19 protein-coding genes are annotated in these 23,100 nt (G+C 61.9%); 7 read left to right on the forward strand and 12 right to left on the reverse strand.

Annotated elements, in window-relative coordinates; translation table 11 throughout:
* Positions 1-6 precede the first annotated feature (6 nt).
* Complete coding sequence (rirA, locus tag NKI73_RS06140) at positions 7-471, reverse strand: iron-responsive transcriptional regulator RirA (RefSeq protein WP_352627958.1); 465 nt, start codon at positions 469-471, stop codon at positions 7-9.
* 274 nt (positions 472-745) lie between these two features.
* Here rirA and NKI73_RS06145 point away from each other — a divergent pair, with 274 nt between their 5' ends.
* The 3 genes from NKI73_RS06145 to NKI73_RS06155 all read left to right on the forward strand — a co-directional run bounded on the left by NKI73_RS06145 (position 746) and on the right by NKI73_RS06155 (position 3,271).
* Positions 746-2,041 carry a DUF445 domain-containing protein gene (locus tag NKI73_RS06145; protein WP_352627959.1) on the forward strand — a complete coding sequence of 432 codons (1,296 nt, stop codon included), beginning with the start codon at positions 746-748 and terminating at the stop codon, positions 2,039-2,041.
* Between the two features lie 111 nt (positions 2,042-2,152).
* Positions 2,153-2,581, forward strand: a complete 429-nt coding sequence (locus tag NKI73_RS06150; protein ID WP_352627960.1) for a phasin family protein — start codon at positions 2,153-2,155, stop codon at positions 2,579-2,581.
* Between the two features lie 192 nt (positions 2,582-2,773).
* Positions 2,774-3,271 carry a MaoC family dehydratase gene (locus NKI73_RS06155; protein WP_352627961.1) on the forward strand — a complete coding sequence of 166 codons (498 nt, stop codon included), beginning with the start codon at positions 2,774-2,776 and terminating at the stop codon, positions 3,269-3,271.
* 35 nt (positions 3,272-3,306) lie between these two features.
* Here NKI73_RS06155 and NKI73_RS06160 read toward each other — a convergent pair whose 3' ends face one another.
* The gene (locus NKI73_RS06160) at positions 3,307-4,767 is read right to left on the reverse strand and encodes an MFS transporter (protein ID WP_352627962.1); all 1,461 of its coding nucleotides are present in this window, start codon (positions 4,765-4,767) and stop codon (positions 3,307-3,309) included.
* A gap of 131 nt (positions 4,768-4,898) precedes the next feature.
* On the opposite strand from NKI73_RS06160, the gene NKI73_RS06165 reads away from it, so the two are divergent.
* Positions 4,899-5,792, forward strand: a complete 894-nt coding sequence (locus NKI73_RS06165) for a LysR family transcriptional regulator (RefSeq protein ID WP_352627963.1) — start codon at positions 4,899-4,901, stop codon at positions 5,790-5,792.
* A 16-nt stretch (positions 5,793-5,808) separates the two neighbouring features.
* On the opposite strand, the gene NKI73_RS06170 is transcribed toward NKI73_RS06165, so the two are convergent.
* The gene (locus NKI73_RS06170; protein ID WP_352627964.1) at positions 5,809-7,209 is read right to left on the reverse strand and encodes an aminotransferase-like domain-containing protein; all 1,401 of its coding nucleotides are present in this window, start codon (positions 7,207-7,209) and stop codon (positions 5,809-5,811) included.
* Positions 7,210-7,313: 104 nt separating this feature from the next.
* Here NKI73_RS06170 and NKI73_RS06175 point away from each other — a divergent pair, with 104 nt between their 5' ends.
* The gene (locus NKI73_RS06175) at positions 7,314-8,204 is read left to right on the forward strand and encodes a DMT family transporter (RefSeq protein ID WP_352627965.1); all 891 of its coding nucleotides are present in this window, start codon (positions 7,314-7,316) and stop codon (positions 8,202-8,204) included.
* Between the two features lie 18 nt (positions 8,205-8,222).
* Here NKI73_RS06175 and NKI73_RS06180 read toward each other — a convergent pair whose 3' ends face one another.
* The 3 genes from NKI73_RS06180 to NKI73_RS06190 all read right to left on the reverse strand — a co-directional run bounded on the left by NKI73_RS06180 (position 8,223) and on the right by NKI73_RS06190 (position 10,733).
* The gene (locus tag NKI73_RS06180) at positions 8,223-9,263 is read right to left on the reverse strand and encodes a zinc-dependent alcohol dehydrogenase family protein (protein ID WP_352627966.1); all 1,041 of its coding nucleotides are present in this window, start codon (positions 9,261-9,263) and stop codon (positions 8,223-8,225) included.
* A gap of 119 nt (positions 9,264-9,382) precedes the next feature.
* Entirely contained in the window at positions 9,383-10,033 is a 651-nt protein-coding gene (maiA, locus tag NKI73_RS06185) for a maleylacetoacetate isomerase (protein ID WP_352627967.1), read from the reverse strand.
* A 4-nt stretch (positions 10,034-10,037) separates the two neighbouring features.
* Positions 10,038-10,733 (reverse strand): fumarylacetoacetate hydrolase family protein, encoded by a 696-nt coding sequence (locus NKI73_RS06190; RefSeq protein WP_352627968.1) that lies wholly within the window; start codon positions 10,731-10,733, stop codon positions 10,038-10,040.
* Between the two features lie 173 nt (positions 10,734-10,906).
* On the opposite strand from NKI73_RS06190, the gene NKI73_RS06195 reads away from it, so the two are divergent.
* A complete protein-coding gene (locus NKI73_RS06195; protein WP_352627969.1) occupies positions 10,907-11,590 on the forward strand; it encodes a response regulator in 684 nt (227 codons plus the stop codon).
* A gap of 416 nt (positions 11,591-12,006) precedes the next feature.
* On the opposite strand, the gene NKI73_RS06200 is transcribed toward NKI73_RS06195, so the two are convergent.
* The 6 genes from NKI73_RS06200 to NKI73_RS06225 all read right to left on the reverse strand — a co-directional run bounded on the left by NKI73_RS06200 (position 12,007) and on the right by NKI73_RS06225 (position 22,305).
* On the reverse strand, positions 12,007-12,507 hold the full coding sequence (locus tag NKI73_RS06200) for a transposase (RefSeq protein ID WP_352627970.1): 501 nt from the start codon (positions 12,505-12,507) through the stop codon (positions 12,007-12,009).
* Positions 12,508-12,525: 18 nt separating this feature from the next.
* Positions 12,526-12,687, reverse strand: a complete 162-nt coding sequence (locus tag NKI73_RS06205; RefSeq protein WP_352627971.1) for a hypothetical protein — start codon at positions 12,685-12,687, stop codon at positions 12,526-12,528.
* 223 nt (positions 12,688-12,910) lie between these two features.
* Positions 12,911-13,306, reverse strand: coding sequence for a DUF4279 domain-containing protein (locus NKI73_RS06210; protein ID WP_352627972.1), 396 nt, complete (start codon positions 13,304-13,306; stop codon positions 12,911-12,913).
* Positions 13,303-19,560 (reverse strand): RHS repeat-associated core domain-containing protein, encoded by a 6,258-nt coding sequence (locus tag NKI73_RS06215; protein ID WP_352627973.1) that lies wholly within the window; start codon positions 19,558-19,560, stop codon positions 13,303-13,305. Before NKI73_RS06215 ends, NKI73_RS06210 begins: the two co-directional genes overlap by 4 nt.
* Before the next feature lie 205 nt (positions 19,561-19,765).
* On the reverse strand, positions 19,766-21,106 hold the full coding sequence (locus tag NKI73_RS06220; RefSeq protein ID WP_352627974.1) for a hybrid sensor histidine kinase/response regulator: 1,341 nt from the start codon (positions 21,104-21,106) through the stop codon (positions 19,766-19,768).
* Positions 21,107-21,120: 14 nt separating this feature from the next.
* The gene (locus tag NKI73_RS06225) at positions 21,121-22,305 is read right to left on the reverse strand and encodes an FIST N-terminal domain-containing protein (RefSeq protein WP_352627975.1); all 1,185 of its coding nucleotides are present in this window, start codon (positions 22,303-22,305) and stop codon (positions 21,121-21,123) included.
* A gap of 260 nt (positions 22,306-22,565) precedes the next feature.
* Here NKI73_RS06225 and NKI73_RS06230 point away from each other — a divergent pair, with 260 nt between their 5' ends.
* Entirely contained in the window at positions 22,566-23,066 is a 501-nt protein-coding gene (locus NKI73_RS06230; RefSeq protein ID WP_352627976.1) for a (2Fe-2S)-binding protein, read from the forward strand.
* Positions 23,067-23,100 lie beyond the last annotated feature (34 nt).

Below are 23,100 nucleotides of genomic sequence, written 5' to 3' on the forward strand. Positions count from 1 at the left end.
AGACGCTCAGGCAGCCGGGGCGCGGCGCTCCATCAGCATATCGATGCCGAGCAGGTTGCGCACATTCGGCCGCGCTGCCACCAGATCGGCGATCGTGTAGCGCTCCAGCACCGCGAAGAACGCGTTTAGCGCCTCGCGCAATGCCGAATTCAGAGCACAGCTGTCGACCAGCGGGCATTCGGCAGCATCGTTCTCGAAGCATTCGGCCATGGCGAAGCTTTCTTCCGTAACGCGCACGACATCGAACAGGCTGATGGCTTCGGCCGCCCGGCCAAGTTTGACGCCGCCATTCCTCCCACGCACGGTCTGGACAAGGCCGTGCTCGACCAGCGGCTGCAGGATCTTGAACAGGAACAGTTCCGACACCGAATAAGCGGCCGCGATCTCGGGGATGCGGCTCAATCGGTCATCATTGGCCGCGCAATACATCAAGATGCGCATGGCATAGTTGGTCTGGCGCGTAAGCCGCATTTTGTCCTCACAAGGCACTGGCGCGATGCAACCACGCCAGATCTGGAAATTTTGCTGATGCGGCTTTGACCCGAATTCCGGATTCGCCACATTAGCCTGGGCGGAATATGGCCCATACCTTGGAACAATTCCAGACTAGCTTCGACCAATAGATGAATTTTCTCCTCAACTTTGTGCGCGCGCCCGAGCAAGATTCGGCGCGAAACCGGCTGTCGCGGGTATTTTGGCCGTCAAACCACTAAATAGCCTGAGATCGACGAGGAGCGGCTCACCCATGTCACAATCGGCTTCGTCCCTTGCGCCTGTCCGTTTCGATACCGACGCGGATGCCAAGCTTTCCGCGTTGCGGCGGACAAAATTCGTTGCAGCGGCCGCATTGGCGCTTTGCGTGCTGGTATTTGCGCTCGCCAAATCATTCGAGCACATCTATCCGTGGCTCGGCTTCGTCGCTGCCTTTGCCGAGGCGGCGACCATCGGCGGGCTGGCCGACTGGTACGCGGTGGTGGCGCTGTTCAGGCGGCCGCTGGGGCTGCCGATCCCACACACCGCCATCATCCCCGAGAACCAGAACCGCATCGCCGACAATCTCGGCCGCTTCATCGAGGTCAACTTCCTGGCGCCCGAGCCGGTGCGCGAAAAGCTTGCCGAGGTCGATTTCTCGGCGCTGGTCGCCGACTGGCTGGCCGATACCGAGCGCGCCGCCGACCTGTCGCGCTTCGTCGTGCGGCTGGTGCCGCAGACGCTGGCCGCCGTCGAGCAATCCGGCCTGCGCGGCTTCGTCACCAGCCGCATGCTCGAGCAGATCGAGAGAGTGCCGTTGGCGCCGCTGGCAGCCGAGCTATTGTCCGCGCTAACCGATGATCGCCGTCATCAGAAACTGTTCGATGAATTCACCAAGGTGATCGGCCGGTTTCTCAACGACGAACAGGCGCTGGCGACGATGCGCGAGAAAATCCGCGAGGAATTGCCGTCGCTGTTCAACCTGTTCAAAGCCGACGCCTATCTGCTGAAGAAGATCGTCGCCTCGGCCGGTTCGCTGCTCGACGAGGTGAGGGCCGATCCCGATCACCCGATGCGTGCCGAATTCGACCATTTCGCTCGAGGCTTCATCGAAAAGCTGAGGACATCGAAGCAATATGCCAAACGCGCCGAGAAGTTGAAGCGCGATTTCCTGGCTCGGCCGGAGGTCAAGGGATTGGCCGGCGACATGTGGGCAAGCCTCAGCCAGTTCATCGAGCAGGACGCCAAGGCGCCGAATTCGGTTATCCGCGCGCATCTTGCCAACATGTTCGTCGAGGTCGGCCGCCATCTTGCCAGCGATGCGCAGATCAGGGCCGACATGAACCAAGGGTTCGTGGTGGCGCTGGCGTCGTTCGTGGAGAGCCAGAAGAGCGGCGTGTCGACCTTCATCGCCGACCAGGTCAAGCGCTGGGACCTGGCGCAGCTGACGCGGCTGATCGAGATGAACATCGGCAGGGACCTGCAATATATCCGCTTCAACGGCATGATCATCGGCGGGCTCGCCGGTGTCGTGCTCTATGTCGCCGAACTGCTATTCCTCGTGAATTGATGCGCGGTGGCGCAGTGCTGATTCCATCGCGTTCGAAATGGACTCACGGCACGCGAATGCTATTCTCTTGCCGAGGGCGCCCGCATTTGCGGCAAAGGGGAGCAAACGAGCATGGCAAAACAACCGGAATCCGATTCCTTCATGGACATGTTCGGCAGGTTCGGCCGCGACCTGAAGGTGCCCAATGTCGATGTCGAGGCGATCCTCGCGCATCATCGCAAGAACCTCGAAGCGCTGGAGAAATCGGCACGAGCCGGCGCTGCCGGCGCGACCTCGCTGTTGTCCAGGCAGCGCGAGATGCTGCAGGACACACTGCGCGAAGTCACCGATATGGCGCAAAACTACAAGGCGCCGGGCAATCCGCAGGAACTGATGGCCAAACAGACGGAGTTTGCCAGAAAATCCTTCGAGGCCGCGTTGAAGAACGCCGGCGAAGTGGCTGAACTGGTCAAGAAATCCGGCACCGAATCGGTCGACATCCTGCGCACGCGCATCAAGGAGGCGATGGAGGAAATCCGCGCCGGCTACGAGAAGAAGTAGCAGATATGGCCGAGGCCGGCTCATTGCTGCCGGCAGCCCTGAAAGCCAAGAAATCCCGATCTGACCTGCCGTTGTGCTGGGAGGCATGGCGCGATTGCCGCCGGATTCGGAGGAACGGATTCGCGCAGGGCGAATTGACAGAGGCCGTCAGTTCGTGGTCCGGAGGCTCTGCAAGCGATCGGGAAAGCAGGAATGACTGAAATACGGCCTAAAACGCCGCCGACCTTCGACCAGTTGAGGACGATGGCCGGGCAGGAGCTTGGTGTGTCGGAATGGACGACGGTCGACCAGAATCGCATCGACCAGTTCGCCGAATGCACCGGCGATCATCAATGGATTCATGTCGATCCTGAAAGGGCGCGGCGGCAAAGCCCGTTCCGCACGACGATCGCGCATGGCTACCTGACGCTGTCGATCATCGGCGCGTTGGCGCTCGGCATGGGCATCGTGCCCGAGAATACGCAGGCCGCCTTCAATTATGGCTTCGACAAGGTGCGGTTCCTGGCGCCGGTCAAGGTCGGCGCGCGCATCAGGCTGCGCACCAGGCTGCTGTCCGTGGAGGACAGAGGGCCAGGCCAGTATCTGATGAAGGCAGCCAACACCGTCGAGATCGAAGGCGAGGAAAAGCCTGCTCTGACGGCTGAAACGCTGGTCATGCTCTATGAGCGCCGCAAGCGGGCAGGGGCCTGAGAGCGATCCGCTAGGAGCCGTCGGTTTGCGCAAAGTCAGAGGTTTCTGACCAGTCTCTGCCGCCTGAACTCGGCGCGGGCCGAGAGCAGTGCGAGGAACAACGCGACCAGCGCCAGCACCGTTGCCGTCTGAAATGTGACCTGCATTCCCTGGGCGGCGGCCTCGGAACTCACAAGACCACTGCCTTCGTGTCCTCTAGCCGATGCGACGGCGAATATGGTGCCCATCAACGATGCGCCGGTGATGAGACCGAGATTGCGCGAAAGGTTGAGCAGGCCGGAAACGACGCCACGTTGGCTGGCTCCAACACCGGTCATGACAGCTGCATTGTTGGATGTCTGGAACAGCGCGTAACCGATGCAGGTGACGGTGATCGGAACGACATAGCCTGCAATGCCGAGTTTGGTCATGGCGAGCGACAGCAGGAACGTGCCCGTTGCAAGGCTGTGCAGTCCGGCGACCATCATCCTGTGAGCGCCGAAGCGGTCGGTCAGGCGTCCGGCCACCAGCGCCGACAGGGTCGAAACGAGCGGACCGGTCGACAGCACGAGGCCGACCATTGCGGCATCCAGCCCGAGCCCGCGCGACAGGTAGAACGGGGCCACCACCAGGGTCGCCATCATTACCGTGGCGACAACGAGGCTCATGGCGAGACTGGCGCTTAGCTGGAGGTCGCGGAAGCTGGCAAAATGGATCAAGGGGTTTTTCACTCTCGCCTGCGCGGCGGCGAAGAGAACAACACCAATGCCGGCAGCTATCAGCAGGCCGATGTTGAGCGCTTCGAAATTGCCTCTGCCAAGCGTCATGGCCAGCGCATAGGCGGCCAATGTCAGGGCCAGCAGGACGGTGCCCGTCACATCGAACGCGCCTCGGTCGACCTGCGCGGTTTTATTGCGCGCCGGCAAGGCACGCCAGGCGAGAGCGAAGGTGAGCATACCTAGCGGGACATTGACGAGGAAGATCGCCCTCCAGCTGAAGCCGGCGATCAAGAGGCCGCCGAGCGAAGGGCCAAGCGTCGTGCCGATCGCGGACATGGCGCCGAGCAGGCCCATGGCACTACCGGTTCGCTCCTTGCTCACCGTTTCCGCGACAAAAGCCAGCGTCAGCGCCATCATCAACGCCGCGCCAAGCCCTTGCACGGCGCGCGCGGCGATCAGTAGCCCGAGTGTCGGCGCCAGGCCGCAGAGCACCGATGCCGATGTGAACAGCGCGATGCCGCCAAGCAGCAACGGCCGGCGCCCGAACATGTCGGCCAGCCGTCCGGCGCTGACGATCAGCGTGGTGATGGCGAGGAGATAGGCCAGAACAACCCATTGCACGGACTGGAACGATGCGCCGAAATTCTGCATCAGCGATGGCAGCCCGACGCTGGCAATGCTGGTTCCCAGCGACGACAGCAGCGTGGCGAGCGACAGGCTTGCCAGCGCCCAGCGGGCGGATTGCATCTGTGGCAGCGCCGATGCGCGCCCGTCCCGATTTTGCCCAGCGATTGCCACGGCGATCTCCTTTCCATCAGCTCCAGTGCCGGAGCCAGCGGAGATTTAGTCTCTTGATCGATATGGCGGAAGGCGCAGCATTTGCATCTTATTCGTGCGTCAAACGCCATATCATATGCTATGATCCGCCAATGGCATCGCCCGATCTCAATTTGCTGTTTGCTCTCGACGTCCTGCTGTCCGAAGGCAGCGTGGCGCGCGCCGCCAGCCGCCTGCGGCTCAGCCCTTCGGCGATGAGCCGCACCTTGGCGCGGCTGCGCGAGGCGACGGGCGACCCGCTGCTGGTTCGCGCCGGTCGCGGCCTTGTGGCGACGCCGCGTGCGGAAGAACTGCGACAGCAGGTTGGCCGTGTTGTTCAGGATGCGGAGGCGCTGCTGCGTCCTGCCAGACTGCTTGATCTCCGGAGCCTGGACAGGGTCTTCACGTTGCGCACCAATGAGAGTTTCATCGAAGAATTCGCGCCTCGTCTCGTCGCTCGTATCCAGGCCGATGCGCCCGGCGTGCGGCTGCGATTTGCACCGAAGTCCGACAAGGACGTCATGTCGCTGCGCGACGCGGCGATCGATCTGGACATAGGCGTCGCTGGCGAGACCGGACCGGAGGTGCGCATTCAGGCATTGCTTCGCGACCGCTTCATCGGCGCCGTGCGAATGGGCCATCCCCTGAGTGAGGGCGCGGTGACGCCCGAGCGGTATGCTGCAGGCCGGCACATCAGCGTTTCACGGCGTGGCCGCGAGAAAGGGCCGATCGACGAGGCTTTGAACTTGTTTGGGCTGCAGCGGACAGTCGTGTGCATGGTTTCCGGTTTCTCGGCGGCACTTGCCATGGCGCGCACGTCAGACCTGATCGCCAGCGTGCCCGAGCGGCATACCGAAGGCGCACGTACAGGCATGTACAGTTTTCCCCTGCCGGTTGCCACCGCTGGGGTCACCATCTCCATGCTGTGGCACCCGCGCCTCGACGCCGATCCGGCGCAACGCTGGCTACGCAACTGCGTGCGAGAGGTCTGTGCGGCGTCGCGCTGACCGACAACCGTGCACGTCAACGCGCCATCGCCGCCTCGAGTACTTTGAAAATCCGCTCGTCCGCGCATTGGGCAACGTTGAAGCGCAGGAAACGGCTGGCCGTTCGGGACAGGCTGAATGCGTTTCCGGGCGCCAGCACGATGTTGTCAGCCAAGGCGCGGCGGGCCACTTCAGCCGCATCCACCTCATCCGGCAACCTGCACCACAAGAACAGGCCGGCCGGCTGGTCGATCCAGGGCGTGATGCCGATCGCCTTCAGGCGGGCGCTGGTCTCGCCCATGGCGCGCGCAAGCCTCGCGCGCAGCAAATCCATGTGCTTGCGATAGCTGCCATCTTTCAGCAGCGTCAGTACCAGTTCGGCCGCCAGCCTGCCGCCGCCGAACGTCGTGGCGATCTTGAGGTCGGTCAGGCCCTCGATCCAGTCGCGGGGTGCCGCGATGAAGCCGCAGCGAACCGACGCTGAAAGTGTCTTGGAGAAGCTGCCGATGTGGACGACGCGGTTCAGGCCATCGAACGCCGCCAGCCTTGGGGCAGGCGCATGTTCGAAATCGGCGAAGATATCGTCCTCGACGATGGTCAGGTCCGATTGGTCGGCGAGCTTGAGCAGCCGGTGCGCGGTGACCGGCGACAGCACCGCGCCGGTCGGGTTGTGGATGGCGGAGTTGGTGATGTAGAGGCGCGGGTGGTGCTCGGCCAGCGCCTGCGCGAACATGTCGATATCCGGCCCCGACGGCGTGTAGGGGACGCTGACGACCTTGGCCCTGTGGGCGCGCAGCAGAGCGTGGAAATTGAAATAGCAGGGGTCGTCGACCAGCACCGTATCGCCGGGTTCGATCAGGAACCGGCACAGGAGGTCGATGGCCTGCGTGCCCGATTCCGTCAGCATGATCTGCTCGGGCGAGGCTTCGATTCCATACCCGGCCATGCGCCGTGCCAGCAATTGCCGCAGCGGCGGCAGCCCGAGCGGCGTGCCGTAGTCGGCCAGCGCGATGTCGTCGGCACGCGCCACCGTTCGCAGCGCCCGGCGCAGTGCTGTCTGAGGCATCCAAGAGGCCGGCAGCCAGCCGCAGCCGGGCTTCAGCATGTCGTCGCCGGCTTCCAGGGATTGGCGCGAGATCCAGAGCGGGTCGACGGCACGGTCAAGCCGGGGACCGATCTCGGCCAGCGACAGCGGCGCCAGCGAGCCGGCGGCATAGAAGCCCGAGCCCGGCCGGGAGCGGATCGCGCCTTCTGCGGCGAGCCGCTCATAGGCTTCGACCACGGTGGATTTGGACACCTGCATGGATTTGGCGAAGGCGCGGATCGACGGCAATCGTGCTCCCGGCGTCAGGCTGCGCGCCGCGATCCGCTGGCGGATCATCGCCATGACGCCTTCGACCAGCGTTCCGCTGCTTTCCCTTGTGGTCTGTCTGTCCATCCGTACTGCTCAATTACCCATGACAGTTTTGTATAACTGTACCGCATTGTCTCTGGCAATGCCACGGGCTCCGCTCGATACAGAGCCGACAAACGGAGCATATGATGGACAAGATCGCGAGCGGCTGGGTGAATGGATTCATCGGTGTGTTGATCTTTAGCGGCTCGCTGCCGGCGACGCGCGTGGCGGTGAGGGATTTCGATCCGACATTCCTGACGTCGGCCCGGGCGGCGATTGCCGGACTGCTCGGCCTGGCGCTGCTGCTCCTGTTCCGGCAGAAACGTCCGCAGCGCGGCGATCTGCTGTCGCTGGTGATCGTAGCACTTGGCGTCGTTGTCGGCTTTCCCTTGTTGACCGCTCTGGCGCTGAAGCACGTCACCACGGCCCATTCCATCATCTTCGTCGGCCTGCTGCCGCTGGCGACAGCAATCTTCGGCGTGCTGCGCGGCGGCGATCGCCCGCGTCCGGCCTTCTGGCTGTTTTCGTGCGTGGGCAGCGCGCTGGTCGCGGGTTTTGCCCTGACGCAGGGCGTGACGGCTTCGCCGGTCGGCGACGGCCTGATGCTCGCCGCTATCGTCGCCTGCGGCCTGGGCTATGCCGAGGGGGCGGCGCTGTCGCGCAGGCTCGGCGGCTGGCAGGTGATCTGCTGGGCGCTGGTGCTGTCGCTGCCGATCATGCTGGTGCTGACTTTTGCGACGCTGCCGCCGTCCTTTGCCGGCGTTGGCTCGAGTGCGTGGATCGGGCTGGCCTATGTCTCGCTGTTCAGCATGCTGATCGGATTCGTCTTCTGGTATCGCGGCCTCGCCCAAGGCGGCATCGCCGCGGTCGGTCAGTTACAGCTGCTGCAGCCATTTTTCGGGCTGGCACTGGCAGCGACGCTGCTGCACGAGCAGGTCAGCCCGCTGATGGTTGTCGTCACGCTTGGCGTGGTGCTTTGCGTCGTAGGCGCCAAGCGATTCGCGAAGCAGGAATTGCCACGACGCGCGATCGCCTGATGACGGTGCCGTCCTCGCCTAGAACTTCGTCACAACCCCTATGCCGATCCCCTCGAAGCCGCCCATCGCCATCAAGGCCGCCGGTGCTTCGTCGAGGCTGATCTTCTTGCCGACCAGAAGTTCCGGCTTGAGCTTGCCGTTGCGGATCATGTCCATCATCGCCTGGTAGCGGTAGGCCTGCATGCCGTGGCTGCCGAGGATTTCGAGTTCGAAGGCGATCACCTTGTCCATCGGCACCTGCGGCCGGGCATGCTCGCCCAGCATCAGGCCGACCTGCACATGGCGGCCGCGTCGGCGCAGATTGGAGATCGAGTTGAAGGAGGTGGTGGGGTGGCCGAGCGCGTCCATCGACATATGCGCACCTCCATTGGTGATCTGCTTGACCGCCTTGACCACATTCGGCGTCGTGGACGCATTGATGGTGGCGACGGCGCCGATCTTTTTGGCGAAATCCAGTTTCTCGTCGGTGAGGTCGATGGCGATGACATTGGCGCCCATGGCACTGGCAATCATGATCGCCGACAGGCCGACGCCGCCGCAGCCATGCACCGCCACCCATTCGCCGGGCTTCACCCGGCCCTGGTCGACAATGGCGCGAAACGAGGTGACGAAGCGGCAGCCAAGGCTGGCGGCGGTGGCGAAATCCATCTCGTCGGGCAAGCGCACGAGATTGGTGTCAGCGTGCTCGATGGCGACATATTCGGCAAACGAGCCCCAGCCAGTGAAGCCAGGCTGTGTTTGGTGTTCGCAGACCTGGTGATTGCCCGAATTGCACTCGAAGCAGCGGCCGCAGCCGACGGCGAACGGCACGGTGACGCGTTCGCCGGCTTTCCAGCGGGTGACCTGCTTGCCGGCCGCGACCACGATGCCGGCCAGTTCGTGGCCCGGCACATGCGGCAGCGTAATGCCGTCGTCATGACCCATCCAGCCATGCCAGTCGCTGCGGCACAGGCCGGTTGCCTTGACCTTGATGACGACGCCGTCGGCGGCCGGCTTCGGATCGGGAACGGTCTGGATCGTCGGCGCTTCGCCGAATTTCTCGAAGACGACGGCTTTCATCGGTCACTCCACCCTGCTGCGTTGCAGGAAAAACGATAGCCGATTCCCTGTCCGGTCAAGCGGAAATCGATTCCGCCAGATATGGCGGGGCGCTGACGCTGCGTCTGGGCAGATGAAACCTATTCGGCATCGATCTGGTTCTGGGGTGCGGCTTTCTGGAAGGCCGGCAGCGCCATGCAGGCGGCGTTGATGCGCGCGATCGTTGGGTAGGGCGTCAGATCGACGCCGAAGCGGGCGTTGCTGGTGACTTGCGCGGCCAGGCAGATGTCAGCCAGGCCCGGCGCGTCGCCATGGCAGAATTCTCCGGTCTCGGGCGAGGAAGCCAGGATTTTCTCAAGTGGCTGAAAGCCTTCGTTCACCCAGTGGCGGAACCAGTTGGTGATGTCCTCGTCGCCGGCGCCGAACAGGGTGCGCAGCGAGGTCAGCACACGCAGATTGTTCACCGGGTGGATGTCGCAGGCGATCATCTGCGCCAGCATTCTCACGCGTGCCCGGCCGGCCGGATCCCCTGGCAACAGCGGTGGTTCCGGGCTGGTCTCGTCGAGGAATTCCATGATCGCCAGCGATTGCGTCAGCAGCGTGCCGTCGCCGAGGACCAGCGCCGGCACCAGTCCTTGCGGATTGACCGCGAGGTACGCGGGTTCGAGATGCTCGCCATGGCGCAAATGATGCGGGATGTAGTCGTAGCTCAACCCCTTCATCTCCAGCGCGATCCGCACCCGGTAGGAGGTGGAGGAGCGATAGTAGTTGTGCAGGACGAGTTCGCTCATACGCTCACTTCGGCTGGCCGATGGTTATTTCGATCGTGCCGATGCCGTCGACACCGCCCGTCATCGTGTCGCCGGCACCAACCGCGCCGACACCGGCCGGCGTGCCGGTGAAGATCAGGTCGCCGGGCGCCAGTTCCACCGCCTCACCGCAGATCGACACGATATCTGCGATCGGCCAGATCAGTTCGGCGAGGTCGGCGTCCTGCCTGACCTGGCCGTTGACGGCGAGCCAGATGCGGCCCTTTTGCGGATGTCCGGATTTCGCCGCAGGGACCAGCGGGCCGCAAGGCGCGGAGCGGTCGAAGGCCTTCGACCAGTCCCAGGGACGGGCGGCCTTCTTGGCTTCGTCCTGCAGATCGCGGCGGGTGAGATCGATGCCGACGCCATAGCCCCAGATATGATCCAGCGCCTGTTCCCGGGCAATGCGGAAGCCCGGCCTGCCGATCGCTGCAACCAGTTCGATTTCGTGGTGCAGATTGGCCGTCAGCGGTGGGTAGGGAATCGTCGCGCCGGAATCGACCACCGCATCGGCCGGCTTGGTGAAGAAGAAGGGCGGATCGCGTTCGTCATTGCCGAGTTCGCGGGCATGCGCGGCGTAGTTGCGGCCGACGCAGAAGATGCGGCGCACCGCAAAACGCTCGGACGAGCCCGCAACGGCCACCGATGCGGTTGCGGGCGAGGGGAGGACGAAGTCTGTCATATGGGTCTCTGCCTGGTTGCCGGAACATTCGACCGATTTGGGCGTTCGGGCAAGGCGATTGGTCGAGAAAGTGCCGGCGGCACTTTCCGCCGGAGATCGCGATATACTATTTGGCAATAATCTGGCCATGGTGATGGGGTTATTCTAATCGCCCACGAACTGAAATGAACCCTATGACCGCAACCCACGATCGCGCCCGGTTCCTGATCATCGACGACCACCCGCTGTTTCGCGAGGCGCTGCACAGCGCGGTGCAGATGGCCTATCCGGAAGTCGATACGGTGGAGGCGCGCTCGATCACCGAGGCGCTCGATCTGCTGGCCGACGCCAAGCCGTTCGACCTTGCGCTGCTCGACCTCAACATGCCCGACGTGCACGGGTTCGACGGCCTGCTGCAGCTTCGGACCCGCTATCCGCGCCTGCCGGTGGTGATCGTTTCAGGCTACGAGGAGCCGAAGATCATTTCCGAGGCACTGTCCTATGGTGCTGCCGGCTTCATTCCGAAATCGGCGCGCAAGAGCGACCTGGCGGCCGCCATACGCTCGGTGATGGAAGGCGCGATCTATGTGCCGGAAACCTATGAAGGCCGCACGCCGGACGCCGAAAGCGTCGACCGCGCCGACATGGTGCAGCGCCTGTCGACGCTGACGCCGCAACAGCTGCGCGTGCTGCAGATGCTGCGCCAGGGCCTGCTCAACAAACAGATCGCCTACGAGCTGCAGGTGGGAGAGACGACCGTGAAGGCGCATGTCTCCGAAATCCTGCGCAAGCTCAATGTGTACAGCCGCACGCAAGCGGTGATCGAGGTGTCGAAGCTGGACAATGCGGAGCTGTTTCGGGATCAGGCTGGGTTTTGAGCTTTTACCCTCCCCCTTTGTGGGGAGGGTCGATCCGCGAAGCGGAGCGGGGTGGGGGAGCTTGGCGCCGCACCCCACCCCGGCGCTCCGTGCCGACCCTCCCCATCGAGGGTAGGGTAACCCATCAGGTGCCGCGCTCGATGATGGCCGGACGAACATAGCAAAAGGTGCACTGTCACCGTAATTCGTAATTCGGCGTTCACCGTCATGGCTCATGACAACGAAAGTCTCATCAGCGGGTGGGCTGCATCGCGGTGCGCGATGGCTTGGAAACCTGCGCTCTCGAAGGTCGACACGTACCCGCTGCCCGTAGCGCTCGGCGACTTGCTGCCATCGAGTGGCATCGCCTCGATCGCCTTCGCGCCATGTCGTCTTGCGTGAGCGATGCTCGCCTCGATCAGTGTTCGGGTTATCAATTACGGTGACAGTGCACTATTTTCTTTTCGCGGCCTGCCTCGCTTTCCCGGCTTCACGGCTTTTCCAAGTTGCCCGGCTATCCGGCTCAGAAATGCCTCGCCGCCCACCGGCCGGCCGATGCTCTCGGCCTTGCGCAGGGCGTCGACGGCCGCGACATCCGTCTCGATCGAATCGAGCAGACCGGCCGACGAGGGCAGCCGGTCTTTCATCGACCCCAGATCCGTGACGCCATCGGCTTCATCAGTCAGATGCGCCCGAGCGCTTGACCAGGGCCAATCCACCGCCTGGCTCACCAGCCCCGCGCGTACCGGGTTCAGCCCGACATAGCGCACTGCCGACAACAGGTGATCTTCGTCCATGGCGACGGCGCCGAAGCGACCCTGCCAGAAATGCCCGGTTTTCTTTTGCCGCGCGTGGATGGTGCCGGCATAGGCACGGTGCACCTTGGCGAGCGCGCGCCGCAGGCCATCCGGGTCGGCTGGCGTCAGGATCAGGTGCACATGGTTCGGCATCAGGCATCACGCCCAGATGCCGACATCGGCGACGCGGCAATGCTCGACCAGGAGGTCCCTATAGAGCGCATAGTCTTCGGGCGTGAAAAACACCTTGGCGCGCCCGTTGCCCCTCTGGGTTACGTGATGGGGCAGACCGGGAACGACAATACGGGCGAGGCGAGCCATGCGGTCAGTCTACGCAAAGTCAGGCCGTGTGAACATAAAAAGTGCACTGTCACCGTAATTCCACACGTGACGATGTCGGCGGACAGGATAAAAGTGCACTGTCACCGTAATTCCCGCGTAATTCCCGGTGAATATGAAAAAAGTGCACTGTCACCGTAATTCCGTAATTCATGAAAAAGTTCACGGAAAAGTTCACGGTCACAGTAACTAAATCGTATAATTCTTATTCTGGAAAATACTCAATATCAAGGGAGGCTCCGATCTTTGCTAGGAAGGATAGCGTCTCTTCAGAAAAAAACATAGGAACATGATCATCGTCGGGAGCAATCGCGACCTTGACAGAGATTTGGTTTGTAGAATCTTGATGGCGTAACCGAGCTAGGTTCTCTATTTTGTCACCAAGTCGCACAGCTAGTTCGCGAATAGCAACGTCAAAATCCACGTACTCTTCGAACCTGCAGCTTATGTTCCATCCGTGATTTTTAGGCAATTGCCGAGGTGGTGTCCTTTGGCTGCCCTTCACCACTTCCCTGTCAGGCTTCATCTCCAAGAAATCTGACATCTGGGTCGGAGACAACGTTTTTGATGTAACAGATAGGAACGATGTAATTCTTGTCATTGCTTTTTCCCAATATATTGAGGCTCCCCACTGCCTTTTCGAGGTAGGCTGTACATATTTTCTTTATTTCCATAAATCTGATCTTTAGAATTTAACTGCAATTCTTGCTGTTTCCAAGACTCAACGTCGTCATATCCGTCTTTTGCGGCCTGCTCTTTTAGCTCTTTTTTGCTTAATTCCTTCAAGTCCCCCAGATTAATACTTGCTGGTGGCGTGTCTTCGTTCTGGTCGGCAGATGGTTTGCTACTATCGTTGTCGGCTTCATCACTGTTAAGCCCAAGCCATCCCGAAATCATATTCATTACACCCTGAACGTCTTTCTCGTACGCTTTCCGCGCAGGAGTGCCTGGTATCGCCTGCGGTGCCCCCAGCGCGAATAATCCGAGGGGATTTGGCGCGCGGAGGGCTGTATTTTGGGCCGTTTTAACGCAGCCTCCGCATGTTTTATCACCGACGCTACCTAATCCCTTGGCGGCCTGCTGTGCGGCGTTTGACATACTGCCGTTTGCTGCCTTGGCGCTGTTCGCCCGCCCAGCGGCGCTGTCATCGGATGACCGTAGGGAATGGCCGTTGTTGTCCGCGTTATTGACCGGGTCGTTCTGCGCATACGCATACCGGTTGGTTCCGACCCCCGGCAATGTCGGATCCCAGTCATCCGGCGAAATAAACCGCCCCAGCACCGGGTCCATATATCTCGCATTGAGATACAGCAGTCCGGTCTCGGGATCGAAGCGTTCGCCGATGTAGCCTTTTTGCGTCTGGAAGCCGGTGTTGAGGCTCTCGCCATAGGTGGCGTAGCTGTTGCCTTCGACCGTGTTGCCCGACATGTCGGTGACCATGCGCACCGAGGCGAGATGTTCGCGGTGCAGGAAGTATTTGGTCGTGCCGCCGACCTTGATGTCGGGATGCGGATAGCGGGTGTAGATCTCCGCGCCCGGTGTCGCCGGGTCGATCTCGACATTGGCGTCGGGATAGAGCGTCGTGGCGAAGCTCGATGACTTTTTCGCGCGCGCTCCGTCGGGTCCATAGGCGAGATTGACGGTGTTGGAGGCGCGCGTGACCGTCTTCAGCCGGTTGGCTTCGTCCCAGATCAGCGTGCGAGTGCCGTCCGATGTCAAATTGCCATTGGCGTCATAGGCCATCGCATTGGCGCCGACCGAGATCGGCGCATGCGGGCGTGGTGCGCTCGCCGAGGGATAGACATAGGTGCCGGCGACACGCGTGCGGGACAGCATGTTGTCGTTGGCGGCGTAGACGAAGGTTTCGTCGAGCGTGTTGTCGCCGAGATTGTCGGCCGTGGTCAGCCGGTCGGCATTGTCATAGACGTAGTGCCAGCTGTTCGGGCCTGTGCCCGAGATTCCAGCGATGTCAGTAATTCGGCCGAGGCTGTCACGGGTAAATTGGCGATCCATTACTGTCCCGGCGCCGAGCGTGGTGGTTATCCGCGTCAGCCAGCGGCGCGTCGGCGAGTAGGTGAAGGACGTCTTCACGCCATTGGCGTAGGTGATCTCCTTGGTTTGGCCGTCAGCCTCGTAGAGCGTCGAGGTGATGAAGCCGGGCGCCGAATAGAGCCTGTTGCCGGCGGTGTATTGCAAGGGGGCAGCTGTGGTGCCGAATTCCAGCGGTCCCGGGTAATACACTTTCTTCACGGTCTGGCCGGAGCGATCGTGGACGTCGTAGGTGACGTGCATCACGTTCGGGCTGGCAAAGGTCGTGACCTGAAGGCCGAGCTTGCCCAAGCTGTCATATTTGTAGCTTTGCGTCGCGATCGGGTTCTGCGAGGTGGTAAGCTGGCCGATGTTTGCATAGGGGGCCTCCGCCTGATCGTAGGTGTTCTGGGTCAGCGTCACCGGGCTGCCGCCCGGTGCCGTTGCCGTCTTCAGCGTCAGCCGGTCCATCTGGTCATAGGCGAGCGTGGTGACCGTGCCCCTGGCATCGGTCTGGCTGATCAGCCGGTTGGCGGCGTCATAGACATAGGTCCAGGTGCCCAGATCGGGATCGGAGGCCGACAGCCGGTTGCCGACCATGTCGTAAGTGTAGGTCCAGGTCGAACCGCCGGGATCGCTGACGCCGATCAAGCGGCCGAGCAGGTCGTAGGTGCGTGTCTCCAGCAGATTGAGGCCACCGAAGTCGCGGACAATGGCGGCGATATTGCCATGTGTCGTCAATCCTGTCCTAGTCGGATGGCCAAGCTCGTCCGTCATCGTCACCGCATTCAGGCGCGGGTTGATGCCAGCTCCCGTGGCTAGCTCGTTCAAGTAAGTGCGCTGGCTGACATCCGGATTGACCGTCTTCACCAGCCGGTCGGCCCAGTCATAGAAGTTGGTGGTCCATTGCGTGGCATCGTCGACAAAGCGCGGGAAGGCGGCGCGCAGCACATTGCCGCGCGGATCGTAGTCGGTGTCGGTAATGCGTCTTGCGCCAGCCGCCGTCTCGCCGGGCGTCATTACCCGGAAGACCCGGCCAAGGCCGTCATACCAGGAGATGGTAAAATCCTCGCCCGCGCCATTGGGCAGCGGCGTGTATTTGATCAGCGCCTGCGCCCCAGGATTGCCCTCGCTGACAAACTGGTTCCTGACATAGGCACCGAGCACATTCTGCGAGACCTGGTAGGGTCGGCAGAACGCATCATAGGTGAAGGTCTTGATGATGCCGTTGGGATCGGTCTTCGTCGCCGGCAGGCCGCACACGGGATTGTAGGTGGCGGTCGAGACAAACCGGGTGTCGGCGGTCTGGCCGCCGGTGGCGAAATAGCGCGGTGCCCGCTCGGTTACGGGATAGAGGTGATAGGTCGCGTCATAATCCCATTCGGTCTTGTGGCCGAGACCGTTGCTGGCCGAGATCCTGTTGCCATAGGCGTCATAGGCAAAATACTGACTCACCACCTTTTTCGGCGACGCATTGATGTCGGTGGTGTCGCGGACCCAGGTCAGGTTACCCTTGACCGGCACCGCCCAGACGTCTGTGTTGCCGTCATAGTAATTGTGCTTGTAGCTGACATAGGGGTCTGTGGCGTTGAGTCCGGCATGCGTGCGCTCGGCGATCAGGGCCGAGACGATGTGGGCGGCCGTGTTGGGCGAGAAGAAGCGTTCCGTCCAGGTCTCGTCGCCGCTGACATCGGTGCGGCCATAGTCCTTGATGCTGGTGACGTTGTTGTAGGCATCGAAGCCACGCTCGACCCTCAGGCTGCGGGCGATGTTCTCGGTAAGGGTCGTGTCGGTCGCCGTGTTCTGCACGGTGTAGGGTTTGGTCGCCGTATTGACCGCATAGGTCTCCGCCACCTGCTTGTGGACGACGCCTGCGCCATCCTTCCACACCGTCAGCGACGGCAGGCCGTAGCTTGCCAGATCCTGCCGATAGGTCGTCTCGATCTTCGACGGGGCGGTCTCGCCATTGGCCAGCGGTTTTGTCTCGACGATCGAGGCGAAGCCCAGGAACTTGCGCGCCGCCGGATCGTACTTGCCGCCGGCATAGGTGTAGGTGCTCACCGCCGTCTGTCCGCGGCCGTCGCCGACCGAGAGCTTCGACACCGCATGCACCACCTGCGGCAGGTAGTTGTTCGTCCAGGTTGAGGACGGCGCATACTCCAAGGCAACCGCGCCGCCCAGTTCCGTGGTGATCTGCTTCAACAGGTTCGGATTGCCCGTCCCGGCGTTCGAGATGAACATGCTGGTGTAGTTGGTGAAGTCAGGCAGGCCATCGCCGTTGAAGTCGCCGATCACAGTGCCGGCAATCATACCCGCCGGCAGTGTAAACTGCACCGGTGTCATCGCCGTCGACGATGGCCGCAGCGAAAATACCCGGATCGTGTTGGTTCTGTAGGGCTGACTGCTCGTGTTGCTGCCACCAATGGTGATGACATCCATCCGTCCATCATTGTCGAAGTCGCGAAGGACTGCTGTTAAGCCCTCTATCGAGGAGACCGAATAGCTTTTGAAGCCGACCCCGGTTGACAACCATAGCCCGACGCTGTCGTCATTGCCGTTATAGCGCAAGACGTCGGTTGCCCCATCGCCATTGAGGTCGGCAAGAATGCACGTGCCCGGATTGGAGTACTGCGTCGTAGAGCAGTTTATTGAGAACGACGTGCCGCCCGTCTGCCAGTTGCCGTTGGAAAACACGCCCTTCTTCACGGAAGTGCCAGTTGAAAACAATGGTTGTTGCTTGCCATTGCCGAGAAAGTCCCCAACGCCCATGATCGTATCGGAGGTAGAGCCGCCTCTCAAATTCAGCGTGTCAACTCCATCGCCGTTGTGATCCGCAACGAGATACGGAGTCGCAACGACAGAGTTCTGAAAATTAGCGACCGAAGGCGAGACGGTATCGCCCGGAGCTACGCTGCTCTGATGCAAGACAGGAAGACCAGAGCATATCGCTTCATAACCAGCCGGTGGGGTCGCCCCACAACCAACTTTGGTTAGAGCAAGCTGCGGATCAGTAAAAATGAGATAGCTAGAAACAGAGCGTGTGTAGGTTACTCTCCCGGTGGCCCCGCTTGTGTATGCTGATGAGTGTATGAAATACCCGGCAAAATCAGATGTATTCTTTAGGATGTTGAAACGACCAGGTTCATGAAATATGTTATCTGCAATCGGCATATTATTTGCATCGTAAGGTTTGTAATCAATCGACGTGCCAACACTAACTGTTTTTTTGTCGATTGGTGTGCCGCTCTGACCAAACTTGATAACTCGTTCATACCTGTTCCTTGTTGTCGTTGTATGTGTCGTGTGGTCTCCGCCGGTCGTCGTCCAAGTCGCTTCAGAATATTCTCCAAACAGTTCATCGCGGCCGTCAAAGTCGAGATCGCCAACTTCTCGCGGGTTGACGTATTTCTGGGCACCGTCGGGAGCGGAACTGGACGCAATTTGCTCGTAGATCGGCGTGTTAACCGTCCCATACACCCCGTCGGTATTCTGATACGTCATCTGCCCAAGCGACTTCGCCGTCCCGCCCGTGATAGTACCGTCAGCGGCAACGGTCGCATCGGTGCCGTAGCGTGTCACGGCGGTCAGCCGCGAGGTGTTGGAAAACGGCGCCTGGTCATAGGTGAGCTTGTAAGCGCTGCGCAGCGCCCCGCTGACCGTCACACCGATCGTCTTGATACGCTGGCTGGTCACAGAGATATCGCGGCCATTGCCCATCAGGATCAGATCCGGCCGGGTCTCCAGATAGAATTTTACCACAGTGCCGTTGTAGCTGACGCTGGCGGGGTAACAGACCGGGCTGGCCGGGCAGGTATAGCCGTAGGTGACCGTGTTGCCGTTGGTGTCGGCGACCGAGGTCAGCAACCAGCGATAGCTCACGGCAAGGTCATAGGCCGGCGTGCCGGCGGTTGGCGTCAGGCCCGAAACCGCCGCCACCGAGCGGAAGGTCGAGACGGTGCCGTCGCGATCGGTCACCTTCCACTCATTGGTGGTGCTGTTGAGCGCAATGCGGCGATAGGATTCATTCTCCGTCGCATGGGTGCCGCCGGTCGAGCAGGAGGGTGAGACCATGCCGGCGACGCAGGCGACCATCGCCTGACCGTCGAGCAGGTAGATGTCATTGGCATCGTAGGCCGGCATGCCATAGCCTGGCGTGGCCCGCTCGATGACATCGAAGCCATCGAGCCCCCAGGCGTAGCCCAGCCAGCCCTGATAGAGGCCGCCAAGCTTGGTCTTGCGCGAGGAATTGTAGGTAAGTGCGATCTGCGGCTCGATGCCATGGAACGCAGGAACATCGATACCGATGGCATAGCCAAGATTGCCGTTGCCGGACGTCTTCGGCAGATCCACCTTCGGCGTGCCGACCGCTTCGGGGTCGCCGCTGTCTGTCGTAGTTGTCGCAGCGGCCGCAGTCGCTGCCTCCTCAGCCGCAGCTTCGGTATCGCTCGTCTTTGCCACCGGGCCGGATTTGGCCTTGCTGTCCTTGCTATCGGTTGCCTTGCTATCGGCTGCCTTGGCATCGGCCGGTTTGGCACCAACCTTGGCCGCAGCGTCCGGGCTGCCGGTCGCCCCACCTGGCGCTGCATCCGAACCCGCTGCAGGCGCCGCAGTGCCTGACACAGATGTGCCACCTGCCGGCTTCCCACTTCCCAGCGCCGCTCCACCATTGCCGTAGCCGGCAGGCGCGCCAGGTTGAGGCGAAGTGCTTTGCGCTTCTTGCGCAAGAACATCCATTCCCGCGCTTCCGCAAATATAATAGATGAAAGACGTATCCGCGCCGAACACGCCAGCGACAAGAAAAGCCGCGCCAAGAAGCAACCGGTTCATGAAATCCCCCGACCCAGTTGCTTACAGATACTCCTCCTTCACTTGGCCGATACGACACCACCTCGTCACATCAGGATTATCCACAGACTTATTTGCGGGAGGGCGCGCTCCTTTCAAAACGATCGGAATAATGCGTGAGAAGGGGTCTTTAGTTTTTATGCATGTCGTTGTCCCAAAACCGCTGCGCGCTTTTGGCCGACATGCATTAGGCCAACAAATGCGCCAGCAACGCTCTGAGTTGCGCAGGCTTCAGCGGCTTGCGCATCAGTTCGATGCCGCCGGCGCGGGCGGCCTTGGCGACCGCCTCGGAACTGTCGGCGGTGACGATCAGCGCCGGCACGGCGCGGCCGAGATAGTCGCGGACCTCGGCGATGGTGGCGGTGCCGAGATCGCCGCCGTCGAGGTGCTGGTCGGCAATGACGATGTCGGGGACCCAGTCGGTGTCACCAAGCATGTCGAGCGCATCGTCGGTCGAGGTCGCTGCCCGCACCAGGCATTGCCAGCGTTGGAGCAGGAAGGTCATGGCCTGCAGCACCTCGACATCGTTCTCGACCAGCAGCACCTTGGTGCCGAACAGGCCGTAGCCGCGCGGCCGTTCCATATCGGCGATGCTGGCGATGGCGTCGGCCGGGGCGCCGATACCGACGGGAACATCGATGTGGAAGATCGTGCCGCGGCCGACCTTCGACGAAAATGTCACGGGATGGCCGAGCGCGCTGGCCATGCGGCGCACGATGGCGAGCCCGAGCCCGAGACCGCCGCCGTCCAGTTCGGCATTGGCCGAGGAGGTGCCGCGGTGGAATTCCTCGAACACCGCCTCGCGCTGGTCGTCGGGAATGCCGCAACCGGTGTCGGCGACGTCGATGCGGATGGTGTCGCCGCGATGCCTGGTGCCGACAAGTACGCCGCCCGAGCGGGTGTAGCCCAGCGCGTTGGAGAGAATGTTCTGCAAGATGCGGCGCAGCAGCGTGCGGTCTGAGCGGACCACGGCATTGACCGGCCGGAATTTCAGCGACAGGCCCTTCAGTTCCGCCACCGGCTGGAAATCCGAGCGCAGCGACGAGAACAGCGCCTCGAGGCTGACGTCGCTTGTGTCGGGCTGCACCACGCCGGCATCGAGCTTGGAGATGTCGAGCAGCGTGCGCAGCAGATCCTCCATCGTCTCCAGCGAGCGCTCGACCTGCCGTACCAGCTTCTTGCCCTCGTCGCTGGTCTGCACTTCGGCGAGCGCCGAAACGGAGAGGTGGGCCGCGTTCAGCGGCTGCAGCACGTCGTGGCTGGCGGCGGCGAGGAAGCGGGTCTTCGACAGGTTCGCCAGTTCGGCGTTTTCCTTGGCGGCGCTGAGGTCGATGTTCGACTGCTCCAGCCGCCGCAGCGTCGAATGCAGCTCCTCCGTGCGCGTGCGCACCCGGTTTTCCAGGGAAATCGCGGTCTGGAACAGCGAGAAGGCGTTGCCTTGTTGGTCCATCGACCGTTCGACGCGGCTGACCAGTGCCGCGTTGATCTTCTTCAGCTTTTCGAGATCGTTTATGTCTCTCAGCGGCATCTTGTTTCGCCGCCTTATTCTGCCGCCTGGCGGTCGCCAAAGGCGATGCCGGTAAAAGTCTGGTTCAAATGCATCGACCGGTACTGTTCGCCATAGGTGCCGAAGCCGATGACATTGTTGACCCGGTAGAGCTCCGAGATATCGCGGAACACTTGCCGGTTGCGCGCGTCCAGGCGGCGCAGCACGCAGTCGAAGCCGAGGATCATGTCGATGCTGCCAAGCCTCTCCTCGACATCGCGCAGTGCGGCGCGCGTCGCTTCGATCATGTCCTTGGGCTGGGCGATCGACAGCACGACGCCGTCGTCTATGGCGCAGAAGAACGACAGCGAGCCGTCGGCATGCATCTTCTGGATCGACCGGCAGTAATATTCACCGCCGACCTTCACCACCACCGGATGCGAGGCAAAGCTCAGCGGCGTCAGCATCTGCGGGACGATGCCGACGGAGGCGGCATATTCCTCTGCCGCATTGGTGGCGTTGAACTCGCGCACGATGCGGTGATCGGGATCGGACGCCGTCACCACCAGCTTTTCGTCGGTGGGAACGAAGTTGTCGGTCTTGAAGACATGGAAGGGAATTTCGGTTGATATCAGCACGATGATGGCGCTGTCGGAGGTGACCCGGCCGTTGGAGATCAGGCGCGTCGTCTCGAACTTCAGATCGTCGCCGGCCGAGCCGCCAAGCAGCGGTATGTCGTCGAGGCCCCAATGGATGGCCGAACTCACAGCTTCCTCGGCATAGGAGAGCCCGTCGATGAAGCAGAGCGCGAATGTGCCTTTTGTCCGGTCGCAACCCAGGCGCGCGCGCAGCGACCGCCGCAAGCCCTCGACCTCACTGGTGATCCTGTCCATGCCAGACGACGACAGATTGTCGACCATCACACTGACGGCGGTGAACACGGCGGACGGAAGCAGCATGGCGAGCACATGACCGTCCTCGAGACCTTGCGGCGTGATCTCGCCGGCAGTCGAGCAGCCGGCGTGGTGGAGCGCCGGCGCGTGGGTCATGAGCGCCCGGGAAAGGGCGCTGGCCTCGACCAGGCTCTGGGAAAAGAACAGCAGGACAAAGCCGGCGTCGATAGCGGCTGCCTCCAGCGCGATCGCCCTGGCAAACGCCTCCATGTCGGGCTCGTCCGTGGTGAGCGCCGACAGGCCGCATGCATAGCGCGTCCGTGAACTGGCCAGCGATGTTCTCCGCATTTCCTCCGACGCATTTTTGTGCGCGCTGTTTTTACATGCTTCTGGCGCGCGGGCGTCGACCAACATTGTTGCCCCCAATCCCTGTTTTGGCAATGGGGCGACCGGGACTGCACGTCTGGGCGCCATGACCGAAAGTACAATGTGCCGCGTTTGCGACGTGCTGTTTTTTGTCCGGTGTGCGGTGTACGAATAACGCATGGCTGACGCGCCAACACCGCGTCGGCAGCGTGATGACCAAGGTTAATACCCAGGGAGGGACCATGTCGGACGTTTCGTTGATGGTGAACGGAAAACGGGTCAGCGGTGCTGCCGAGGACCGAACGCTTCTGGTTCACTTCCTGCGGGAAAATCTTGGCCTTACCGGCACGCATGTCGGTTGCGACACCTCGCAATGCGGCGCCTGCGTCGTCCATGTCGACGGCAAGGCGGTCAAATCCTGCTCGATGCTCGCGGTGCAGGCCTCCGGGTCGACCGTGGTGACGATCGAGGGCCTGGCCAATGGCGCCGACCTGCATCCGGTGCAGGCCGCCTTCAAGGAACATCACGGGCTGCAGTGCGGTTTCTGCACGCCGGGCATGATCATGACGGCGACCGACATGATCAGTCGCCATCCCGAGGGCCTCGACGAGGCGACGGTGCGCGCCGAGCTCGAAGGCAACATCTGCCGCTGTACCGGCTACCACAACATCGTCAAGGCGATCCTCGCCGCATCGAAGACGATGTCGAAGGCGTCGAAGGGCAGAGCGAGACAGGCTGCGTGAGATCAAGTGAGTAGCGAATAGTCAGTATCCCACT

The sequence above is a fragment of the Mesorhizobium sp. M0496 genome, from assembly GCF_040321205.1.
In the GTDB taxonomy this organism is placed as follows: domain Bacteria; phylum Pseudomonadota; class Alphaproteobacteria; order Rhizobiales; family Rhizobiaceae; genus Mesorhizobium.